Genomic DNA, 22087 nt, shown 5'->3' on the forward strand with positions numbered 1-22087 from the left:
GGACCACCGCGTACCCCTTGGTCAGGGCCCGGTCCCGGACGAGGGCGCGGGCGAGGTCGCAGCCGTCCAGCAGCCGCTGTCACTGCCGGCCGTGCGCCGCCAGCCGCCGCGCGTGCCGAGCCCGGCGGACCACCGCGTACCCCTTGGTCAGGGCCCGGTCCCGGACGAAGACGCGGGCGAGGCCGCGGCCGTCCAGCAGCCGCTCGAACTCGGCGGTGTCCGTCGACCGGCGCACGGTCACGCGCCGCAGCGCGTAGGGCCCCTGCGCACGACGGGCGAGCCCGTTGCCGACGGCGAGGGCCTGCGCGTACCCCGTCTCCCGTACCGCCTCCCGCACCCGGCGGCTGGAATAGCCGTAGGGATAGGCGAACGACGTGGGCGCGCGGCCCAGCTGGTCCGAGACGATCTCCTTGCACAGGATCAGCTCGGAGCGCAGCTGCCGGTCGTCGAGCTGGTCGAGCTGAGGGTGGCTGTGGCTGTGGCCGCCGATCTCCACGCCCGCGGCGGCCAGTTCGCGGACCTGGTGCCAGCCGAGCATGGTGTCCGGGCCGCCGCCGGTGTCATGGGGGCCCCGGAGCCAGCCCGTGGAGACGAACAGCGTGGCGGGGAAGCCGTGTTCGGCGAGGGCCGGCAGGGCGTGGCGGTGCACGCCCTCGTAACCGTCGTCGAACGTGATGAGGACCGGCCGCGCGGGCAGCGGCCGCCCGGTGCGCCAGCAGGCGGCCAGCCCGGCCGTGTCGACGGGGGTGAGCCCCCGCGCGGCGATCACCGCCATCTGTTCGGCGAACGCCCGCGGGGTCACGGACAGCGCGCGGGTGGCGTCGCTCGGGTCGGCGGCCACCGAGTGGTACATGAGGATCGGTACCCGTTCGTCAGCCACGGGCACCCCCTCGCTCCCCGTCCGGGCGCTCTCCCGCACGGTGCGCCCCGCCCCCCGCGTCCGACACGTCGACCACGGAGAACGTGACCCCGCCCCGCCGGGCCCGCACGCTCCCCACCAGGTATCCGCCCGCCGCCGTGAGCACTCCGGCGACGATCGCGCCCGCGCGACCCGCGCCGCCCGGCCGGGCCAGCAGAGCGTCCCGCAGCCCCCGCACCACCCCGGCCGGCAGGACCCGCGTGGTGTACCGGCGTTCCGACTCCAGCCCTTTCCCGGCGCCGACGCTGCGCGCCACCAGTGCCTTGGACAGGCCCTCGGCGTAGGTGCGGGTGCGGAAGTAGCGGAAGTGCTCGCGCGCCTCGGGCACCCGGTGGTGGATCACCGCGCGGTCGTCGATCAGCAGGACAGCGTCGGGCCGGGCGCGGCTGAGGCGGATGCACAGCTCCGTCTCCTCCCCGCCCAGCGGGCGCTTGTTCCCGTCCCGTCCGATCCCGGTGGCGAAGCCGCCCGCCGCGTCGAAGGCGGTGCGCCGGAAGGAGGCGTTGCCGCCGAGGACGTTGCGCACCCGTACGCGTCCGGGGGGCAGGCCCCGGTAGGTGCAGCCCACGACCCAGTCGAACTCCTCGGGGAACCAGCCGGGGCGCCGCCCCGACGCCCAGAGGGGTTCGGTGCGCCCGCCGACCGCCATCACGCGCGGATCGGCGTACGCCTCGGCGAAGTGCCCGAGCCAGCCGCGTTCGGCCACGGCGTCGTCGTCGAGGAACGCGACGATCCCGCCGCGCGAGGCGGCGATGCCGGTGTTGCGTCCCGCGGACAGGCCGCGGGGGCCCGCGTTGGCGAGCACCCGCACGTCGTCGGTGTCGTGGTACTCCTTGGCCAGCCGGTCCAGCAGAACCCCGTTGTGGTCCACGACCAGCAGGGTCTCCAGGGCCGGCCGGGACTGCGCCCGCACCGAGGCGACCGCCGCGAGGACGTCCTCCCAGCGGTCCTCGGTGTAGGCGCAGATCACGACCGAGATGCCGGGCACGCCGGACGCGTCGGACACGCCCGGCCCGCCCGGAGCACCCGTGATGCCGGGCTCGCTCAAGACACCTTCCCCCGCACCGTGTCGAGCAGTGGGGAGTGGTGCGGGGAGTGGTGCGGGCGGCGGCGCAGCGCACGCCGGTTGGAACGCTCCCCGAGGATCACCCCGAGGACGCGGAACCCGTCCCGCACGGCCCGCAGATTGCTCGTGCCGTGGATGCGCAGGTACTCGTGGCTGGGTATCTCCTGCACTCTCAGCCCGGCCTTGACGACCCGGATGTTCATCAGGGTCTCGACCTCGAAGCCGGTGCAGTCGAGGTCGATCTTGTCCAGGCAGTGCCGCCAGAACGCGTTGTAGCCGTAGCAGAGGTCGGTGTAGCGGGCGCCGAACTTGCGGTTGACGACACCGCACAGGATCCGGTTGCCGAGCTTGCGGATGAAGGTCATGTCGTCGGTGCCGCCGCCGTTGGCGAAGCGGGACCCCTTGGCGAAGTCCGCGCCCGAGACGAGGGCGGAGACGTACGACACGATCTCATTGCCGTCCGCCGAGCCGTCCGCGTCGACCATCACGATGATGTCGCCGGTGCAGGCCTGGAACCCGGTGTTCAGGGCGTCCCCCTTGCCCTTGCCGCGCTGTTCGACGACCTTGACGGCCGGCCACAACTCCCGGGCCACTTCGACGGTGTTGTCGGTGGAGTTGCCGTCGACCAGGACCACTTCGTGGATCCAGTCGGGAAGCGTCTTGAAGACGTACGGCAGGTTCTCCGCCTCGTTCATGGCCGGTATCACCACGCTCACCGGTGGTGCGATGGCCAGGTGCGAGGAGACGGGCCGGTACTTTCCGGTGGCCGGCGGATCCTGATCCGCGGTCGCCGGCTGCAGAACGGAACTCATGAGTCTGGTTCCCTCTCGTCCGGTGGGCCGCCCGCCCCTGGGCAGCCCGGCTATTCGTCCGGTTCGAAAGGGGGGTTCTCACCCGCGCACGACGCGAAAAAGCCCCGTGCACGCCGGGTGAGCTGGCAAAACTGGCCGACCGCGGCACATGCCGGCCGACCGCGCGGCCCGGCCCGGTCCCTCTTGCGGTCACCGAGCACGGCACCCCCCTACCGCGCCCCGCGCCGGTACGTCGCGGTCCTGAGCCCTCCCCTGGAGCCGCGTACTGACGGACCGATGCGGGTGAGATGTATTGCAATGTATGACGGTATTGACGATTGAACCCGTATGGCAAGACCTGGAACCAGGGCTCACGTTTTTGTTGTTTTGACTGTTACGTATGCCTCTGGCCATATCTTGGCCATCAGCATGCCGCCGTGGCGTACGGATGCAACCACGCCTCGGGGGCGGTCGGTTGGTTCCGGCCGAGCTGCTCCGGCCGTGCGGCTTTGACCGTGCGGTGGCGGCTCACGCGAAGAGTCGTGCGGGTGCGGATGGTCTGCATGGCCGACTTTGCCCCCCGAAGCGTCGGATGCCGGGCTTCAATCTGACGCAGCCCGTTGTGGGCGTCAAGGGCCGAACAGCCCCAAGGCCTGAATTCGTCCGGGATTGAACAGGTGTCCGGTGGTCGGCGACGGTGGTCCGATGGCGGCCTCGTGACGGTTCGGCAGTGGCCCGAGGGTGGTCCGGTGGTGGTTGCTCGGTGGTTGTTCAGTGATTGCATGGTGAACAAGTTGCGGGGGTTCTGAGGAGGGGTCAGCGTTTTTGGCATGGACACTTCCAGTCAACGCGCGTAGTCGCTATGAAGGTTGCGGCAGAGATCCTGCTAAAGGGAGGTTCCATGAGACGTTCCCGACTTTCCGTCTATCTCGGTTCCATCCTCCTCGCCGTCGTCACCGCCCTCACCGGGGCAGCCACGGCTCACGCGTCCCCACAGGCCGCCGCCGACGGCTATGCGGCGCTCGGCGACTCCTACTCCTCCGGCGTCGGAGCAGGCAGCTACATCAGCTCCAGCGGAGACTGCAAGCGCAGCACGAAGGCCTATCCGTACCTCTGGGCCGCCGCCAACTCACCCTCGTCCTTCGACTTCACCGCCTGCTCGGGCGCCCGAACGGATGAAGTTCTGGCCGGACAGCTCGGCCCGCTCAGCGCCAACACCGGTCTTGTCTCGCTCAGCGTCGGCGGCAACGACGCGGGCTTCGCGGACGTCATGACGACCTGTGTGCTCCAGTCCGAGAGCACCTGCCTCTCGCGGATCGCCACCGCGCGGACGTACGTCACCTCGACGCTGCCCGGCAAGCTCAACAACGTCTACTCGGCCATCCGCAACCGGGCCCCGAACGCAAAGGTCGTCGTCCTCGGTTACCCCCGCTTCTACAAGCTCGGCGCCACCTGCGTCGGCCTTTCCGAAACCAAGCGGGCGGCGATCAACGACGCGGCCGACCTCCTCAACAGCACCACCGCCCAGCGCGTCAACGCCCACGGCTTCACCTTCGCCGACGTGCGCACCCCGTTCACCGGCCACGAGATCTGCTCCAGCAACTCCTGGCTGCACAGCGTGAACTGGACCAACATCGGCGAGTCCTACCACCCGAAGGCGGCCGGCCAGTCCGGCGGTTACCTCCCGGCGTTCAACAGCGCGGCCTGATCCGCCGGGGAGCCGCCTTCCTCGGGGCGGCTCCCTCAAGGCCACGTCCCCCGAGATCCCGTTCACCGAGGCCGTTTCCCTCGAGGCCCCCTCTCTCAGGGAGCGGCCGCCGAACCGGTAGGAGAGGAGGAGGCCCCGTCCGACGGGGTCTCCGTCTCGCACGTCACCGAGAACGGCACCGGGTCCGACGTCGTGTGCACGGGCTCCCGCACCTCCACCCCGATGCTGTTCTCGAACGTCCCGGACTCCGGGTACGTCGTCACGATCACCGTGTCCTGCTTCGTACGCCCGCCGCCCTCCGGGAACGACAGCGTCCGCCACCCCGGGTCGGCCACCGAGTCGTCCTCGCCCACCCAGCGGTAGGACACCTCCGCGGGCAGCCGTCCCACCGTGAACGTCGCCGTGAACGAGGGCGACTGCTCCTTCGGCGGGGGACAGGTGCCGGAGTACTCCGTGTACGTGCCCTTCACCGTCACCCGCACCGACTGCTGCGGCGGGGGACTCTCCTCGCCGTCGCCCCCCTCCCCCTCGCCGCTCTCGCCGTCGTGCTCGGAGGTCGCCGGAGCAGGGCCGCCGGTCTGCCCGGTTCCGCCGTCGTTCCCGGCCCCGTTGTTGTCGTCGCCGGTCCGCGTGGACGAACTCGCCCCGCCCGTACGGCCGTCCGCGCCGTCCCCACGGTTCAGCAGCGCGTACGTCAGACCGGCCAGTGCCAGGACCAGTACGGCCACGCCCGTGACCAGGACGACGGCGGCCCGGCGACTGCGCCCGGGACGGGCGACCGCGGTGTTCCCGGCGGACGTGGACGGGAACGGTGTCGGGGTCGCCGGGGTGGGCCGGGGAGAGGGGGGCGCGTGCGGGTACGCGTGAGTGGTCACGGTGGGGACGTACGGGGCTGGTCCCGTCGTGCCGGCGCGCGCTGTACCGGTGCCCGGTGTACCTCCCCCGGAGGGAGTACCCCCAGCGCCGACGAGCCGCAGGTCCTGCTGCGCCTGCACCGCTGACAGCCGCTCGGCCGGGTCCTTGCGCAACAGGCCCTCGATGACCGGGGCCAGCGGCCCCGCCCGGCGCGGGGGCGGCAACTCCTCGTCGACGATCGCGCGCAGCGTGCTCAGCGGGGTGTCCTGACGGAAGGGCGAGCTGCCCTCGACCGCCGCGTACAGCAGCACGCCGAGCGACCAGAGGTCGGACTCGGGACCGGGGGTGCGGCCCAGCGCCCGCTCCGGGGCGAGGAACTCGGGTGAGCCGATCACCTCACCGGTCATGGTCAGCGCGGAGCTGCCCTCGACCGTGGCGATCCCGAAGTCGGTGAGCACGATCCGCCCGTCGTTCGCGATCAGCACGTTGGCGGGCTTCACATCGCGGTGCAGCACCCCGGCGCCGTGCGCGGCGCGCAGCGCGGCGAGCACCTCCGCGCCGACGCGCGCGGCACGCTGCGGGTCCAGCGGGCCCTCGGCGTCCAGCACCTCGGCCAGGGACAGGCCGCGGACCAGCTCCATGACGATCCACGGGCGTCCGTCCTCGGTCGCCACGTCGTACACCGTCACCACATTGCGGTCGGCGACCCGGGCGGCCGCCCACGCCTCCCGCTCCAGCCGGGCGTACATCCGCTCCACATCGGGCGCCGGGAGCCCGGCCGGGGCGCGGACCTCCTTGACGGCGACCTCGCGGTGCAGCACCTCGTCACGGGCCCGCCACACGGTCCCCATACCGCCCTCGCCCAGCGGTGACAGCAACCGGTACCGGCCCGCGATCACCCGCTCACTGCCCGGTTCCTCGGACATGGCGCCCCCCATCGCATCCGGGCGAATTCTCCGTTTCCTCATGAAAGTAGCTCAGCCCAGCGCGGATGCAGCCCCCCTGAACACCAATCCGGCCCCCAGAGCCACGACGACGAACGCCGATCCCAGGGGCGCGCTCCGGCGCACCAGCGCGACCATCGGGCGTGCGGTCCAGCGCGGGCGCCGGGCCAGGAGCCGGTTCACGCCGCTGCCCGCTTTCACCACGGCGTACCCGGCGGCGGTGAGGGTGAGGGCCAGTCCGACGCCGTACGCGACGACGAGCAGCAGCCCGAACCAGGCCTGACCGAGCGCCGCGGCGCCCACCAGCACGACCACGGCGGACGGACTGGGCACCAGCCCACCGGCGAGACCGAGCAGGATGGTGCCGCGCAGCGTGGGGGCGACGGAGTGGGTGTGGGTGCGACCGCCGTGGGTGTGCTCGATGGTGGGGGCATGCTCGGCGGGGTGGGGGTGTGCGCGGCCGGGGTGCTCGTGAGCGCCGTCCGTCTGGGTGTGCCCGCGGCCGTGGGCACGGTCGTGCGTGTGGCCGTGCCCGTCCCCATGCTCGTGGCTGTGGTCATGGCCGTGCCCCTGTTCGTGCCCGTGGTGATGCGGATGGCCCTGCGCGGTGTTCCGGTTGCGCAGGGCCCGGCGGAGGAGGCTCGCGCCCGCCAGGATGACAAGGGCCCCGCTCGCGATGCCGAGCCAGGCGACGACCGAGGGCGTGGCGGCCGAACCGGCCGTGACCAGCAGGCCGAGCGCCACCACGCCGAGGGTGTGGGTGACCGTCACCGAGGCGGCCATCGGCAGGACGTCCCGCAGCCGCGCCCTGCCGCCCCGGGCCGCCGCCGTCGCGGCCATGAGCGTCTTGCCGTGACCCGGCGCGAGCGCGTGCATCGCGCCGAGGACCACCGCGATCAGCAGCGCGAGCGCCGCGAACCCCGCCGTGAGGTCCTGCCGGGCGACGAGGTCGTCGAGGGCGCGGGTCCACCGGTCCGCGCCGCGGGGCAGCACGGAGGCGGCGGGCGCTTCGGACTCCTTCTCCTTCCCCGCCAGCGCCGGCCCGCCCGTGCGTACCCGGAGGGACGCGGTCGCCGTGTCGGCCGGTGAGGCCAGCAACTCCTCCGGATAGCGGGTCAGTTCACGCGACAGCGACGTCTCGGGCACGTTCGACGCGGCCAGCGTCATCCGGTCGCCGCGGGCAGTGACCTCCCGCCAGCCGGGACCCGAGGACGCCCCGGCCCCGCGGAAGGAGACGTCCACCGTGTCGTCCTCGGGCAGCGGAGCGGTCAGCCCGCACTCCACGCGCAGCGTGTCGAGCCCGGCCTGACCGGGGCGCACGCGCGCGCGGCTGCTCCGCACGGTGACCGGGACCGTACGCCCGTCCACCCGGACCTCGCTGTCGCGGGCGGCGCCGGCGCATCGCCGACGCGCCCACTCGGCCGTGCCCAGCTCCTCGACGTCCGGCTTCGCCTGGGTGGCCGGGATCTCGGCGAGGTCCTCGACATGGTGGACGCGGAGCTCGCCCGGCGCGGCGACCAGGCCGTCGTACCGGTTGACGGTGAAGTTGCCGAGCGGATGCGCGCTCGCCGCCGTCGCCGGGACCAGCGTGAGCGCGCAGGCGGCGGCGAGGACGGCGGCGCCGGTGGCGAGACGGCGGCCGGTGCCGTCGGCCGGGGAGCGGTGGAGGTTCACCGTGCCGCCTCCAGGTCCTCGAGGGCGGCACGGGCCGTGCGGGCGCCGAGGGGGGAGAAGCCGGGGTTCAGTTCCAGGGCCGCCGTGAGGGACCGGCGGGCGTCTCCGTCGTGGCCGGTGGCGAGTTCGATCACGCCGCGGTGGTGGAGGAAGACGGCGTTGCGGTAGCCGGTGGCCGTCGCCCGGCGGGCGTAGGGGAGGGCCTCCTCGGAGCGCCCGCTCCGGTGCAGCGCCCAGGCGAGGGCGTCCGCGGCGTGCACACTGTGCCGGCGGTCCCATTCGGCGCGAGCCGCGCGCAGGGCCGCTTCGGGGTCGCCGTGGTCGGCGGCGGCGAGCGCGGTGTCGAGATCGGCGTTGACCCCGCCGGCGCGGGCGAGGGCGGCGTGGGCGTCGACGAGGGCGTACTGGTCGGCTGCCTTCGTACGGTCGCCGGCGGCGCCCCGGGCCTCGTACAGCTCGCCGAGAGTGACCAGCGGGCCGGGCAGCGGGGAACGGGCGACGACCTGCTCCAGCGTCCCGATCGCGCCCGCGCGGTCGCCGCCGGCGGCCTGGGCGCGGGCCCGGCCCTCCAACGCGGGGAGGTAGTCCTCGTCGGCGGCGAGGGCACGGGCGAAGTGGGTGAGCGCGGTCTCGTAGTCGCCTTGGTTCCAGGCCAGTTGGCCGAGTGCGGTCGCCACGTACGCCACATCGGCGGGCGTGGACGCGCCGTCCAGGGCCCGTTCCAGCACCTCGCGCGCGGTCCGCACGTCACCGCGCAGCTCCCGCACGTACGCGTACCGCGTGAAGACGGGCACCCCCGGCCGCCTGCTGTCCGCGGTGTCGGCGGCCTCGGCGGCCTCGTCGTACCGGCCGAGCTCCACGAGGGCGTCGACACGGGAGGACAGGGCGCGCTCGCTGTAGGGGTTCTGCTTCAGGGCCCGGTCGGCGTACTTCAGGGCGCCGGAGAAGTCGTGCCGGGCCGCGGCGAGGGCGGCACGGCCGGCCAGGGCCTGCTCATTGCCGGATTCGAGCGCGAGGGAGCGGTCGAACGCCCGCTCGGCCTGCGGGTAGCGTGACGGGTCCCCCTTGGTCCGCGCCTGCTCGACGTAGGCGAGCCCCAGGCTCGCCCAGCCACCGACGTCCCGTGGCTGGGCGCGGAGATGGGACTGCAGGGCACGGATCCCCGCGTCCAGGTCGCCCCCGGCGAGCACACCGGCCGCGAGCGCCCCGGCCGCGGGAGCGGCATCGGTACCGGTCCGCGCTCCGGCCTGTGTTCCGTCCCGGCTGCCGCCGACGGCGACCGCTCCGGCGGTCATCGCGACCGCCAACAACGCGGCGCACACCGTGAGATGCGCGCCGCGCGCGCGGCGCGCGGCGGCGGAGAACCGGCGCAGAGCGGCCATGCGCACGCCGGGTGGGAAGGTTTCCGGGCCGATCCCGGCTGCCTCGGTCCCGGACTCGGGGCGGGCGGTGGCCTCGGCTCCCTCGGCCCTGGTCCCGGTCCCGGTGCGGGGGGCGGCCTCGGACTCGGTGCCGGTGCGGGCGTCGGCCCGGTCGCCGGTGCCCGGCCGCGCGTCCGTGGTCCCCGGCGGTGCGACGGGCCCGGTGGGCGCGGAGGGCCCGGACAGCCCTGGGGGCTCCGCCGGCCCGGTGTCCCGGCCGCTCCCCGGGACGTGGTCGTTCGTACGCGGAGGCATGCCTCTCCTCGGTTGCTTGCTCACTTGCTCACTTGCCCGCTTGCCCGCTTGCTCGCTGGGTGCGGGGGATCGGCGGCGCGGCCCGTGCCGCGGGGGATGGAGGGGACGGGCCGCGCCTGTCACCGGGGCGGGCCGGAAGGCCCGCCTGCCGGTGGGGGAGGGAAGGCCGGAGCCCTGAGCCCCGGGTCCCGCCCCGCCCCGGTGGGCGCGGTGGCTCAGTACGCCCGGCCGCGGATCCTGCGCCACCACATCAGGGCCCCGCCGATCAGCAGGATTCCGAAGGCTCCGGCACCCGCGGACGCGGCGATCAGGGTGGTGTCGTCGGAGCCCCCGGCCCCGGCCGGCCGCAGCGCGTCACCGAGCTGATTGCGTACGTCGTTGCCGCTGTCCACGCCCTCGGCGAGCGGACCGCGCGACCCCTCCGTCGGGGTGGCCAGATACGGGAACGAGGCGCCGAACTCCTTGTCGTTGGCGTCGACCGCGTCACCGAGGTCGTTCGCCGCGCCGACCAGCTCGCCCTCGACGACCTGGAGCGCCGCGTCGATCACGTCGTCCGTCAGCCGGCGCCCGTTGGGGAAGCCCGCGTTGTCGCCGTCCAGCACACCGAGCCGCTTCGGTTCGGCCGCCGGCTCGATCGACGTGTTGAGGCGCAGCATCTCCGACGGCGTCACGTGCGGCGGCTGGTTGAGCCCTTCGACGCCCTTGAGGAAGACGTCGACGAGGTCGTTGCGCGGCTCGGCGGGCGCCTCGATCTTGTAGATCGCCTCGATGAGCTTCGGCAGTTCCGGGTTCGTGACGTTCTTCAGGAACTGCGCGTCGTCCCACGGCGCGGACGCGTTGAACGTGTCCTTGTCCTTCAGCGGGTTGACGACCTCGTTCACCAGCGGATTGCCCAGCCGTGACACCTGGGTGAACTGCCCCTTGGCGTTCTTGCGCTGAGTCGTGGACCAGATGCCGACGACCGGCTGGTCCGCCGACTCGGCGATCATGTCCGTCGGCACCTGGAGGGCCAACGAGTTGACGTTGTACCCCTTGAGGGTGTCGTTGCCGACCTCGGAGAGGTTCCCGCCGTACAGCAGGTCGAAGACGCGCAGGTCCAGGAAGAACGGGTCGTCGGCCTGCCCGGCGAACGTCGTGACGCCGCCCGCCAGTTCGTGCACGGCCTGCTCGCGGAGCGTGTCGTAGTCCGGCATGGACGCCTTGCCGACGTTCGACGGCGCCACCGGGACGTCGTCCGCGATCTTCGTACGGGACACCAGGTGCTGGTCCTTCAGCTTCAGCAGCTCGATGTCGTAGGTCTGCGTGATGTTGAGGTCCGGGTCGTCCAGGCCGGTGACCGGGCCCGTGTTGTAGAGGAACGTCTTCTTGTTCTTCGTATGTGTTCTGAAGGTGTAGCGGAACAGCAGCTCGCCCTGCGCGTCACCGTTGGTGTCGATGTGGATGTCGTACTGCGCGTCCTCGGCGAACGTGAAGAAGTTCGGTCCGCCGGCCGGCTCCTCGAACGGGATCCAGTTCGCGATGATCGTCGTCGTGTCCGGCTTGTCGGGGCTGACGAACGCGTACAGGTCGGTGTTGTCGTACTGCGGAGTGCCCGAGATCAGCGGGGCCTCCCGGTGACTGGAGGCGGCGGCCGCCCCCGGTTCCAGCGCTGCCGTGCCGGCGGCGGCGAGCCCACCGGCGGCCAGCGCGCCACAGATCAGGGTCGCGAGGCTCCTGCGTCCCGCGCCGGTCCTGGAGTTAGGTGTCATGCCGTCCGTCCTCAGTGCCAACTTGCCTGACGCATCGGGATTCGGAGCCGTGCCCGGACCGGATTGGTCGGGAGGCGAAAACGTCTCGACGGTCCGCCGCGGCTGAACGCCCGTAGCATTTCTCGCCGTTCGACCCGCGTTTTCGGTCCGCTGATCCGTAATTCCCCTCCGGAGGCACGTTCGCTGCGCGTGCCCCGGGTGACCGGGTGGCCCGAAGGGGCCGGGAGAGGGGGGTGCGCGTTGGAGGCGGACGAGCTTCTGGTGCGGGTGGCAGGGGGCGACCAGAAGGCATTCGAGGCGCTGTACGGACTGGTGTCCGGGCCGGTGTACGGGCTGGTACGAAGAGTGGTGCGCGACCCCGCCCAGTCGGAGGAGGTCGTACAGGAGGTGCTGCTCGAACTCTGGCGCTCCGCCGCCCGGTTCGACCCCGAGCGGGGCAGCGCACTGTCCTGGGTGCTCACCCTCGCCCACCGCCGGGCCGTCGACCGGGTGCGCAGCGCCCGCGCGGCAGGCGAGCGCGAGCAGCGCGAAGCCGCCCGGCGCGGCAGCGGGCCCGCGTTCGACCAGGTCGCCGAGGAGGTCGAGGCCGGCCTCGAACGCGAGTGGGTGCGCCGCTGCCTGGACCGGCTCACCGCGCTGCAGCGGCAGTCGGTCACCCTCGCCTACTACGACGGCTACACCTACCGCGAGGTGGCCGAGCGGCTCTCCCTGCCGCTCGGTACGGTCAAGACACGCATGCGCGACGGCCTGACCCGACTGCGCCACTGCCTGGGAGGTGCCGCATGAACTTCCTGGACCGGCTGTTGGGCCGCGGGGGCCGCGAAGACCTCCACTCGCTGGCCGCCCCCTACGCGCTCGACGCACTCGAACCCGCCGAACGCGTCCGTTTCGAGAGGCATCTGACGACCTGCCGCCGTTGCGCCGCCGAGGTACGCGTCCTCGCCGAGGACGCCGTCCGCCTCGCCTGGTCCACGGCCGCCCCCGCGCCACCCGCCCTGCGCGACCGGGTCATGGCCGCCGTACGGACCACCCCACAGGACCCCGCCCCCGCCCCCGTCCCCGCCCCTGGATCCCAGGAGCAGACGGGCGCGCGTGCATCGCAACTCCCGCCCCACGTATGGGGAACCGGGCCCGTGCCGCAGACCGGCGGGCGGCGCCGGATGCCGCTGTTCGTGCCCTTCGCGACGGCCACCGCCGCCGCTGCCCTCGTCGTCGCCGCGCTGTTCGCCGTCCAGGCGAACCAGACCCAGGACCAACTGACCGCCGAACGGGATCGGGCGCGTGAGATCGCCCACGTTCTCGCCGCTCCGGACGCCCTCGCGAGCAGCGGTCGCGACGCGCGGGGCGGCACGATCGGAGTGATCGCTTCCGCATCGGAACGGAGCGCCGTCGTCACCCTCGGCGGATACGACAACCCGCCGAACGGACGTGTGCGTCAGCTCTGGCTCATGCGCCCCGGCGCACAACCACGCTCCCTCGGGCTCTTCGAAAGCGACGCGCCCCTCGTCGCCTCCGACCTCGACATCTCCGCGACGTCACTCGCCGTAACCGTCGAGCCGGACGGAGGATCGCCGCAGCCCACAACTCAGCCGGTCGTTCAACTCGCCCTGAAAGCGGTTGGATTCGGAGAGTAACCGACGAGTGTTCGTCAACCTCCTTACGGGGAAGGTGAATCCTGCGACCGAGATACGCGAGTGCCCGGACGGAGCGATAGGGTTAACCTGCCCGGGGCCGGGTGGACTCGTACGGGTGGGGAGTGACATGGATCAGATAACGGTGCACGGCAGGGCCAGGGTCCCTGCGATCACCTGCGGGAGCAGCGCGACCAGTACGCGCCTGGACCGCCACCTCTCGGTGCTGGCGGGACCCGCCGTCCCGCAGCGGGAAGCGGCCGAGGCGACGTCACTGATGCGCGAACTGACAGCGCGTGACAGGCACGACCGCGGAGCCAAGGGCTCACGGGCGCGGACGAGCCGCGTCTCGCTCTTCGCCCCGCTGAGCCGGCTGCGCCGCTCGCTCCTCGGCAGCCGCTAGTCCCGCGCCCGCGTCCGGACGGGCCCACCGTCCCGGCGCCGCACACCGCGCACGCGCCGCCCGTCACCCCACGGCGCGCGGCGCCGCCCATCCGTGCGCTCCGGCACAGGCGCGTCGCCCTTCTCCGGCACCCCTCTCGGTACCTCGTTCCCGGTCACGTTCCTCCCGGCGCCCCCGATCCACCCGGCAGTGATCCGGGGGCGCGCGGACTTCTGCCGTCCCGTCCCCGGATCCTGTGGTTCCCGGCGCCGGCTCCTGTCGCCCCGGCCTGTGCTCGTGAGCCTTACGGCCTCCCGTGCGGCGAGAGTCCTACGGTCACTGGCGTGCCGACATGCTCCGGGTGGGGCGCCAGACCCGCGCCCTGATGCACCGCCACCCCTGGATGCCCGGCCTGATGCCACCGGTCTACGGCTTCAGCCCCAACACCCTGCGCTACGTGGAGCACTGCCTGGTCTGCCTGGACCCGCTCGAGGTCTCCTACGGCACGAAAATGGAGCTGGTCGCGATGGTGAACGCCGTCGTGACGACGTTCGTCACCAACGAACTGGCCACCGTCGAACGGGCCCGCTCGCTGCCCTGGTCGCAGGAGCAGGAGAACGCGGTACGCATCGCCTATCCGGGCGGCCGGATCGCGAGCGGTGACTATCCGCGGCTGGCGGCGGTGTTCGAGGAGGACACGGGCCGGTCGACCCGGATGCGGTGTTCGAGCGGAACCGCGGACGGGTGCTCGACGGCTTCGGCACCGGACACTGACGAGGGCCGGCGGGCCGGAGCCGACAGGGAGCGGGTCCGGTCCGGACCTCCGGTGCGTCGTGTCAGATCAGCGCGAGCTGGCCCTCCGGCCCCTCCTCATGTGCGTCCAGGACCGAGGCGGGCCCGTGCGCCGACCGTGGTACGGGGAGCACGCCCGCCCGGCGCAACTCCGCCGGCGTGATCGGGTCGGCCGTCGCGCGCTCCGTCAACACGGACTGTCGAGGGCGCAGTTCGGCGAGCAGGGCGAGGACCGTGATCAGCTCCAGGAGCTCCGACGTCCAGGTCTGCGGCCAGCCTGCCGGACGGATCGCCTCCAGCGTCCCCGGTTCGGCCTCCCCCGTGCGGGCCGCGCACCACTGCTCCAGCACCGGGACCCCGGCCGTCTCGTAGTCCCAGGCCGCCGGTGGCACCGGCGAGATGCGGCCCTCGTCGAAGAGCAGGGCCTCCTCGTCGCGGTCGTACCGGACGGCCGGCGGGCGGGACGGGAGCGGGGCGCGGACGTAGGGGCGGCGTCCGCCCGGGAGCCGGGGGCGCTCCCCGTCACGCCGCATCAGCCACAGCATCCGGCGCCCCACCTCCACACCCGCGTCCCACGCGCCGACGTCCCCGGTGAGCGGCACCGTGAGCCCTTCGGGGCCGGGCCGCCCCACGGCCATCATCCAGGCGAGCACGTCGACGGCCGGCACCTCCCGGCCGAGGCGTGCCGTGAGGTGCCCGGACAGGCCCGGGGCGAGGTTCGGCTCCGCGCCCCCGGGCCGGCGGTACAACGGGCGGACCCGGCCGGGACGGAGCACCGGCAGCAGGGAGGTGGCGAGGAGCTGAGGACCGGTGGTGCCACCGGCGTCGTCGGTGCCGGCGGCGCCGCCCCGCGTGCGTCCGCCCCGCGTGCGTTCGCCCCGTGTACGTGTCTCGCGTCCCGTGGCGGTCCCGGTCTCGACGAGGAAGATCTGCCGCTCGTCCGCCACCCGCCACAGCTCGGGGCGGGCCGTGTCGATCAGCCGCTGGTCAGGAATCAGCCACTGTTCGTCGAAGGGGGAGCGCAGCACACGGACCGGCTCCGGGCACGGACCCGAGGCGCGTGCCAGCCGCTCCGTGCCGCCCGACCGGCCCGGAAGCTGCCCCACCGCCGTGCGCCCGGTCCGTGAGCGGGTCGGCTGCAACAGGGCCTCCCTGTCCGGTCCCGTGGCCTTCATCAGGGCGTCCCAACGGGCTTTCAGGGCCGCTGGATCGGGTGCCGCCGGCCATCCCCGGCCGAGCCGTGGCGGTGCGACGGACCACGGCATGAGGTCCGCCAGCAGCGGAGCGTCGTCGTGCGTCACGCTGGGCATCGTACGACCTGACGGGCGGGCGGGATCAGGTGGCTTCCAGGGTCACCGTGAAGGAGAAGCGGTCGCCCCGGTAGTTGATCACGGCCACGTCCAGAGGGCTGCCGTCGGTGTCGTAGGCGATGCCGGTGTAGTGCAGGATCGGGCTGAGCAGCGGCACCCGGAGCAGCCGGGCCGTCTCCGGGTCCGCGAGCCGCGCCTCCACGGTGTCCGTGATGCGGCTGATGTCCACCCCGACGACGTCCCTCAGCACCTTGGTCATCGGCCAGCGTCGCAGATCCTCCAGGTCGATCCGGGCAGCGAGTTCCGGACGGACGTAGTTGCGGGCGTGGTTGGTCGGCTCGCCGGTCTTCTCGTCGCTGCGCAGCCGGTGGTAGGCCGTCGCCTCCGTCAGTCCGGGGAAGTACTCGGCGAGTTCGGCCGGCACCGGCGCGGTGCCGTGCTCCAGCAGTTCGGTCGTCATACCGGACTGCTGGGCCACGATCGCGTCCACCGACCCCAGCAGCCGCACCGGGGCGCCCCGGAGGGCATCGGGCTCGATGAACGTGCCGCGCCGGCGGTGCCGGGTGATCAGCCCTTCGTCCTCCAGTTCCTTCAGTGCCTGCCGCATGGTCAGCACACTCACTCCGTAGTGCCCCGCCAACTGTTCCTCGGTGGGCAGGCGCAGCGGGTCCCGGGGCGAGCGGCCGAGGATCGAGGCACGCAGCGACTGCGACACCTGGTACCAGAGCGGCAACTTGCGGTTCAGGACGATCGAATCCGGCGCGAAGGAGGTCACGGGCTATCCGTATCGGTCGGAAACGTTCAGTGCAATGTGAGGCGCAGGGGTGCGTCGACACCGTCTGTGGCACCCGGAATTGAACCGGACCACCCCGGACCACCCGGACTACCTCGTGCGGAAGTGACGCTCGAGGCCCTGCCACACATCGTCGTAGCGCTGCTGCAGATGCTCCGCGCGTGCCGCCTGCGGTGTCAGGGACACCGGCCAGCGTGTCTCGAACATGAATGCGAGACCGTCGTCGATCTTCTGCGGGCGCAGCTCGGCGGCGCTCGCCTTCTCGAACGTCTCCCGGTCCGGCCCGTGCGCCGACATCATGTTGTGCAGCGAGCCGCCGCCCGGCACGAACCCCTCCGCCTTCGCGTCGTAGGCGCCCTCGATCAGGCCCATGTACTCGCTCATCACGTTCCGGTGGAAGTACGGCGGCCGGAAGGTGTCCTCGCCCACCAGCCAGCGTGGCGCGAACACCACGAAGTCCACCCCCGCCAGCCCCGGCGTGTCGCTCGGCGCCGTCAGCACGGTGAAGACCGAGGGATCTGGATGGTCGTACGAGATGGTGCCCATCACATTGAAGCGGCGCAGATCGTAGGCGTACGGCACATGGTTGCCGTGCCAGGCGACGACATCCAGCGGGGAGTGGCCGTAGGTGGCCGACCAGAGGTTGCCGCAGAACTTGTTCACCACCTCCACCGGGCGCTCGACGTCCTCGTACGCGGCGACGGGCGCCCGGAAGTCCCGTGCGTTCGCCAGACCGTTGGCGCCGATGGGGCCGAGGTCGGGAAGCCGGAAGGCGGCGCCGTAGTTCTCGCACACATAGCCGCGGACCACATCGTCCAGAAGCTCCACACGGAAGCGCACCCCACGGGGAATCAGCGCGATGTGCCCCGGCTCCACATGCAGCAGCCCGAACTCGGTTCGCAGCACCAGCCCGCCTTCCTCCGGGACGATCAGCAGTTCACCGTCGGCATCGCTGAACACCCGGTCCATCGACGCGTTCGCGTGGTAGAGGTGCACCGCCATGCCGACGCGCTGGGTGACGTCGCCGTTGCCGCCCAGCGTCCACAGGCCGGCCAGGAAGTCCGTGCCCTCGGCCGGTGCGGGCAGCGGGCTCCACCGCAGGCGGTTGGGGTCGGGCACCGTCTGGTGGAAGGGCGCGCTGCGGATCGCCCCGTTGCCCGTGCGGGTGAACGCCGGGTGCGCGGCCGACGGACGGATCCGGTACAGCCACGAACGGCGGTTGTGGGCCCGCGGCTCGGTGAACGCCGTACCGCTCAGCTGTTCCGCGTACAGCCCGAGCGGCGCGCGCTGCGGCGAGTTGCGTCCCTCGGGCAGGGTGCCCGGGACCGCCTCGGAGCTGTGCTCGTTGCCGAAACCGGAAAGGTGGCCGAGTCCCTCGGCGGCCTTGCGCGCGTCCCCGCTCATCTTCGCTGCTCCCTTGCGTGCGATTCCTATGTGACACCGTAGGATTGCGATTTCCGTGGCGCAAGAGGATCACGCGACATCGCTTCGTGCGGCGCGGCGGCCCCCGCCCCCTGGATGCCGCTCGCCCCACCCCGGCCCCGCACCCGCCCGGGCCGCCCGCCCCAGTCCCCCTGTCGCCCTGCTCCCGTAGTCCCCCCGGCCCTCCTCCCGACGGAGGACGCGGAACCCGACTCCAGGGGGATCCGCGCGACCGGACGCCTGTTCTAAGCTCCCCCGCATGGCGTGGACGGGGAGGCTGGTCACCGCGCTCGCGGTCTGTGGCGTACTCCTGGCCGGATCCGCGGGCTGCGGCTCGCGTGCTGCCCAGGAACAGGAACAGAGCGCCGGTTCGCCGTCGCCGGTGGGCAGACTCCTGGAGGAGCGGGACGACGAGGGCCGGCCCTACCGCGAGGTGGACGAGGTGGACGCCCCCGAGGTCGGCGTAGAGGTCACGCCCGACACCGACGGCGGCTGGGACGTACGGCTGCGCGTGCGCAACTTCCGCTTCTCGCCGGACGGCACCGCCGACCGGGCGGTGCCCGGCCGCGGCCTCGCGCACCTCTACGTGAACGACCGGCTCGTCGCCCTGCTGCGCACGCCCGGCCACCACCTCTCCCCGCACACCGTCCGGCGCGGCACGCACCAGGTCACCGTCCGCCTCTACGCGGACGACGAATCGGTGTGGGCGGTGGGCGGAAAGCCGGTGGAGAGCACGGCCGACATCACGGTCTCGGAACCGAGCCCCACCACGGCCCCGACCGCAACAGGGCGAAAGACGGCGGACCCCGACCCCGCCGGGGGCCGGGGTTCACCCGACCAGGACCGAAGGGCAAGATGAAGCCCGCTCCCGTCCCCGTACCCCACGCGACCTTCCTCCGCCGCGCGCCCGGTGCAGCGCCGCAGCACCGAACGACCGGCCGGAATCCTGGACGCCTGCGCCGCGCTCGAAGCCATCGCGTGTGATCTCCACAGCCAGGACGGTCTCCTGCCCCGCCTTCGTGCCCCAGCCGCAGCGGTACATCATCCAGAGGAACGACGGCTTGATCCACGTCAAGCCGCGTTCGTGACCCCTTTTTCGTTCGGCTTGGCGGATCCACCTCAGCAGGACCACCCGTCGTGGTGACGGACCAGCTCGAACTGCTCAGCCGATCGGCCAGTGGGCAGGACCGGGCGTGTTCCAGCCTGCCACGTGATCCAGGGCCCACTGTGAGCTGTGAGCGGGGTTCAGTCCGTCACTCCATACGCCAGGAAGGCGCTCAGACTGTCGAGCCGGCAGCAGCGTAAGCCCACTGGGCATACTGCTCGGGGGTGGTCCACGCCCGCCACACCTTCACCGCGGGGGCGTCCAGCGTGCGAGTCAGCTTGTAGGAGAAGCCGCAGGCCGGGGTGGGCTGCCCACGGCGTCCGGCGACGCGGAGCGAGACGCCGGGTCGCGGCGTCACCCTGATGGACCAGAGCAGGACGTCCCGTCGAAACCCCTGACAGGCTTCCATCGCCCGCAGACGCGCTCGAGCAGTGGGCCGACAACGCCGTGATCGCGGGGCGCCAGTGCGTTCCGTGGCGGCCGGCGGCCGCCGTGCGCATCCACCGGGGCGATGCGACGATCATCGGTAACCGGCAGCCGACCGCGCACGGGCCCGAGCCCGCCGAGGGTCCCGGCTCGGAGGCCACTGGTGCCGTGCTCCGATGACCTGAGTCGAGGTGAGAAGCCCAGTGATCAGCAGGAGGCTCGTCCTTCAGGCCACTCTGGCAGGCGGAACGTCACTCTTTTCCGTTCCTGGTACGGCGATGCCGCGGGCTTCGCCGGCGGAAGCAGAAGTCCTCGATCCGGCGGCGATACGGAAGTACGTGGCCGAACTTGTGATACCCCCCGTCATGCCGCTGGACAGCCGGGTCGGCCGGGACATCTACACGATCGGCATCCGGCAGTTCCGGCAGCAGATGCTTCCCCCGGGCATGCCGGCCACAACCGTGTTCGGATACGGCTCGACCGGGCATCCCGAAACGTTCCACTCTCCCGCGTTCACCATCGAAGCCCGGTACGGACGAGCGGCCCAGGTCAGGTGGGTCAATCAACTGGTCGACACGAACGGCGGACATCTGCCGCATCTGCTGCCGGTCGATCCCGCACTCCACTGGGCGAACCCGCCGGGCGGGGCCAAGTCGCGGGACTCCCGCCCCACGTTCACCTCGACACCCGGGCCGTACGGCGGACCGGTTCCCGTCGTCACCCACCTGCACGGCGGGGCGAACACGGAGGAGAGCGACGGATACGCCGAGGCCTGGTACCTGCCCGACGCGCAGGACATTCCCCGCGGTTACGCCCGAGTCGGTTCCTTCTACGAGGAGTTCGCGAAGAAGTCCGAGGCGAAGTTCGGTGTGCCCTGGGGCCCGGGCGAGGCCGTCTTCCACTACGCCAACCACAGCCGGGCCGCCACCATGTGGTTCCACGACCACACCCTGGGCATCACCCGGCTGAACGTGTACGCCGGAATGTCGGGCTTCTACCTGCTGCGCGGCGGGCCGTCGGACCTGGGGGAAGGTGTTCTGCCCGGTCCCGCGCCGAGGCTCGGTGACCCGCCCGGAACGCGCTACCACGAGATCCCGGTCGTCATCCAGGACCGCTCGTTCCGCACCGACGGGACCCTGTTCTATCCAGCGAGCCGGGCGCTCTTCGACGGGTTCAAGGGCCCTTATGTGCCGGGCAGCGACATACCGCCGATCTGGAACCCGGAGTACTTCGGCAACGCGATGGTCACCAACGGCAGGACCTGGCCGGTGCTGCCCGTGGAGCCGCGCCGTTACCGGTTCCGGTTCCTCAACGGCTGCAACGCACGTACCCTGATCCTGAAGATCGCCACTGATGGATTGGCCCGCAGGCCGGTACCGGCACAGTTTTCCCTGTGGCAGGTCGGAAGCGACGGAGGCTTCCTGCCCGCACCCGTTCGGCGCGACCAACTGCTGCTCGCCCCGGCCGAACGCGCCGACGTCATCGTCGACTTCTCCTCGACCCCGGTCGGCACGGAGCTGTACCTGATCAACGAGGGACCGGACGCCGTGTTCACGGGAGGCACGGTCGGGAACGGCTTCCCCGCGGCGAACCCGAAGACCACCGGGCAGGTCATGAAGTTCGTGATCAAACCGCTCGTCACGGCGGACACCTCGACGCCTCCCGCACAGCTCACGCTGCCACCCTTCGAGCCCCTGGGTGCAGCAGACCGCACCCGACAGGTCAGTCTCGGCGAGGTGGCCTCGGCCCGCGTGCCGGGCGTGAGCCCCCGCGAAGTTCTGCTCGGCGTGATCGGTCCGAACGGCAAACCGAAACTACTGGGATGGGGCGATCCCATCACGGAGAACCCCGCCGTGGGATCGACGGAGATTTGGGAGATCCACAACCTGACGCAGGACGCCCACCCCATTCACATACACGAAGTGCAGTTCCAGATCATCGACCGGCAAGCGCTCCCGGCCGGCGGCCGTCGCCCCCCGGAGGCGTGGGAGCGCGGTTTCAAGGACACAGTGCTCGCTTATCCGCAGGAGACGACCCGGCTCAAGGTACGCTTCGGTCAGGCAGGCCAGTACATGTGGCACTGCCACCTTCTGGAACACGAGGACAACGAAATGATGCGTCCCCTGCGCGTCGGTCCAGCCTGACACTCGACCAGAAGACCGCTGGAACCCGCCGCCGTGGACTCACGGCACGTCCGGCGCCGGAGCGAGGCCCGTCGGGCACGACGCACCCCAGCTGGTCTCGAACGGGGTACTTAGCTTGACGCCCGTCCCAGCGAGCCTACGCTGCCACGTGACCCATGTACGGCAGTCGGCCGTTCGGCGAGTGTGCTCGGTCACGGGTGCAGGTGTGCCATGAATTGGTCCTCGGCCGGATACGGCCGTTCCTTGGGCAGCAGTCGGTCCGCGGAGTCCAGGTTGTCGCTGCTGACGAGTGCGTGGATCTCACGGGCGAGTGGAGTCACGTCGCTGATGGCGACCGTCCACTCGTCCGCGTAGCGTCGTACGGCCTCGCCGGAGAGCCCGAGTTGCAGAGAGCGGTACGGCAGGGCTTGCAGGTGCAGCCCGCGCTCGGGGTCCCACTGGATGCGGGTGGGCGCGCGTTTCAGCTGACGCTGCCAGGTGGCGCGGTCGGGGTACACCCCGCGCACGTAGCTGGACAGGCATGCGTGGCGCAGCGCCCACTCGAAGCCGTCGCGCGTGATCTCCACAGCCAGGACGGTCTCCTGCCCCGCCTTCGTGCCCCAGCCACAGCGGTACATCATCCAGAGGAAGGACGGCTTGATCCACGTCATCCGGTCCCGCTTCCACGCGTCAGGGAATAGACCTTCCAGGCGGCGGGCAGG

17 protein-coding genes and 2 pseudogenes are annotated in these 22087 nt (G+C 72.0%); 7 read left to right on the plus strand and 12 right to left on the minus strand.

The features are described 5' to 3' along the window. Positions 1 to 79 precede the first annotated feature (79 nt). Genes ACFPZI_RS11165 through ACFPZI_RS11175 form a run of 3 tightly spaced genes read right to left on the minus strand, consistent with a single transcriptional unit; the run spans position 80 to position 2797 of the window. Positions 80 to 880 carry a polysaccharide deacetylase family protein gene (locus ACFPZI_RS11165; protein WP_381361586.1) on the minus strand — a complete coding sequence of 267 codons (801 nt, stop codon included), beginning with the start codon at positions 878 to 880 and terminating at the stop codon, positions 80 to 82. Continuing rightward, positions 873 to 1907, minus strand: a complete 1035-nt coding sequence (locus ACFPZI_RS11170; protein ID WP_381361651.1) for a glycosyltransferase family 2 protein — start codon at positions 1905 to 1907, stop codon at positions 873 to 875. The genes ACFPZI_RS11165 and ACFPZI_RS11170 overlap by 8 nt, the downstream gene beginning before the upstream one ends. Before the next feature lie 56 nt (positions 1908 to 1963). After that, complete coding sequence (locus tag ACFPZI_RS11175; protein WP_381361589.1) at positions 1964 to 2797, minus strand: glycosyltransferase family 2 protein; 834 nt, start codon at positions 2795 to 2797, stop codon at positions 1964 to 1966. Positions 2798 to 3677: 880 nt separating this feature from the next. Between ACFPZI_RS11175 and ACFPZI_RS11180 the strand changes: the two genes are divergently transcribed. After that, positions 3678 to 4484 carry an SGNH/GDSL hydrolase family protein gene (locus ACFPZI_RS11180; RefSeq protein ID WP_381361591.1) on the plus strand — a complete coding sequence of 269 codons (807 nt, stop codon included), beginning with the start codon at positions 3678 to 3680 and terminating at the stop codon, positions 4482 to 4484. A gap of 95 nt (positions 4485 to 4579) precedes the next feature. Here ACFPZI_RS11180 and ACFPZI_RS11185 read toward each other — a convergent pair whose 3' ends face one another. The 4 genes from ACFPZI_RS11185 to ACFPZI_RS11200 all read right to left on the minus strand — a co-directional run bounded on the left by ACFPZI_RS11185 (position 4580) and on the right by ACFPZI_RS11200 (position 11381). Beyond that, entirely contained in the window at positions 4580 to 6265 is a 1686-nt protein-coding gene (locus tag ACFPZI_RS11185; protein ID WP_381361594.1) for a serine/threonine-protein kinase, read from the minus strand. Positions 6266 to 6316: 51 nt separating this feature from the next. Next, positions 6317 to 7957 carry a HoxN/HupN/NixA family nickel/cobalt transporter gene (locus ACFPZI_RS11190; protein WP_381361597.1) on the minus strand — a complete coding sequence of 547 codons (1641 nt, stop codon included), beginning with the start codon at positions 7955 to 7957 and terminating at the stop codon, positions 6317 to 6319. Then, positions 7954 to 9633: a tetratricopeptide repeat protein gene (locus tag ACFPZI_RS11195; RefSeq protein ID WP_381361600.1), complete on the minus strand. Its 1680-nt coding sequence runs from the start codon at positions 9631 to 9633 to the stop codon at positions 7954 to 7956. The genes ACFPZI_RS11190 and ACFPZI_RS11195 overlap by 4 nt, the downstream gene beginning before the upstream one ends. 215 nt (positions 9634 to 9848) lie before the next feature. Continuing rightward, positions 9849 to 11381 (minus strand): DUF4331 domain-containing protein, encoded by a 1533-nt coding sequence (locus ACFPZI_RS11200; RefSeq protein ID WP_381361603.1) that lies wholly within the window; start codon positions 11379 to 11381, stop codon positions 9849 to 9851. Between the two features lie 240 nt (positions 11382 to 11621). Here ACFPZI_RS11200 and ACFPZI_RS11205 point away from each other — a divergent pair, with 240 nt between their 5' ends. From ACFPZI_RS11205 to ACFPZI_RS11220, 4 genes and pseudogenes are all read left to right on the plus strand, one after another. Beyond that, positions 11622 to 12167, plus strand: coding sequence for a sigma-70 family RNA polymerase sigma factor (locus tag ACFPZI_RS11205; RefSeq protein ID WP_332426371.1), 546 nt, complete (start codon positions 11622 to 11624; stop codon positions 12165 to 12167). Then, the gene (locus ACFPZI_RS11210; RefSeq protein ID WP_381361606.1) at positions 12164 to 13015 is read left to right on the plus strand and encodes an anti-sigma factor; all 852 of its coding nucleotides are present in this window, start codon (positions 12164 to 12166) and stop codon (positions 13013 to 13015) included. The genes ACFPZI_RS11205 and ACFPZI_RS11210 overlap by 4 nt, the downstream gene beginning before the upstream one ends. A gap of 127 nt (positions 13016 to 13142) precedes the next feature. After that, positions 13143 to 13415, plus strand: coding sequence for a hypothetical protein (locus ACFPZI_RS11215; protein ID WP_381361609.1), 273 nt, complete (start codon positions 13143 to 13145; stop codon positions 13413 to 13415). A gap of 304 nt (positions 13416 to 13719) precedes the next feature. After that, positions 13720 to 14168 (plus strand): annotated as a pseudogene (locus tag ACFPZI_RS11220) (TetR/AcrR family transcriptional regulator C-terminal domain-containing protein); the annotation flags it as partial. Positions 14169 to 14230: 62 nt separating this feature from the next. Here ACFPZI_RS11220 and ACFPZI_RS11225 read toward each other — a convergent pair. From ACFPZI_RS11225 to hmgA, 3 genes are all read right to left on the minus strand, one after another. Beyond that, positions 14231 to 15496: a type ISP restriction/modification enzyme gene (locus tag ACFPZI_RS11225; RefSeq protein ID WP_381361612.1), complete on the minus strand. Its 1266-nt coding sequence runs from the start codon at positions 15494 to 15496 to the stop codon at positions 14231 to 14233. A gap of 25 nt (positions 15497 to 15521) precedes the next feature. Continuing rightward, positions 15522 to 16271: a GntR family transcriptional regulator gene (locus ACFPZI_RS11230; protein WP_381361615.1), complete on the minus strand. Its 750-nt coding sequence runs from the start codon at positions 16269 to 16271 to the stop codon at positions 15522 to 15524. 108 nt (positions 16272 to 16379) lie between these two features. Next, the gene (gene hmgA, locus ACFPZI_RS11235) at positions 16380 to 17693 is read right to left on the minus strand and encodes a homogentisate 1,2-dioxygenase (protein WP_381361618.1); all 1314 of its coding nucleotides are present in this window, start codon (positions 17691 to 17693) and stop codon (positions 16380 to 16382) included. A gap of 277 nt (positions 17694 to 17970) precedes the next feature. On the opposite strand from hmgA, the gene ACFPZI_RS11240 reads away from it, so the two are divergent. Next, entirely contained in the window at positions 17971 to 18570 is a 600-nt protein-coding gene (locus tag ACFPZI_RS11240) for a hypothetical protein (RefSeq protein WP_381361621.1), read from the plus strand. Between the two features lie 105 nt (positions 18571 to 18675). Here ACFPZI_RS11240 and ACFPZI_RS11245 read toward each other — a convergent pair. Beyond that, positions 18676 to 18756, minus strand: a pseudogene (locus tag ACFPZI_RS11245) (DUF4291 family protein); the annotation flags it as partial. An 824-nt stretch (positions 18757 to 19580) separates the two neighbouring features. On the opposite strand from ACFPZI_RS11245, the gene ACFPZI_RS11250 reads away from it, so the two are divergent. After that, positions 19581 to 21386 carry a multicopper oxidase family protein gene (locus ACFPZI_RS11250; RefSeq protein ID WP_381361623.1) on the plus strand — a complete coding sequence of 602 codons (1806 nt, stop codon included), beginning with the start codon at positions 19581 to 19583 and terminating at the stop codon, positions 21384 to 21386. A 191-nt stretch (positions 21387 to 21577) separates the two neighbouring features. Here ACFPZI_RS11250 and ACFPZI_RS11255 read toward each other — a convergent pair. Beyond that, the coding region (locus tag ACFPZI_RS11255) for a DUF4291 domain-containing protein (protein ID WP_381361625.1) at positions 21578 to 22087 on the minus strand (510 nt) is incomplete at its 5' end.

Source organism: Streptomyces chlorus (genome assembly GCF_042655885.1).
Lineage (GTDB): Bacteria > Actinomycetota > Actinomycetes > Streptomycetales > Streptomycetaceae > Streptomyces > Streptomyces chlorus.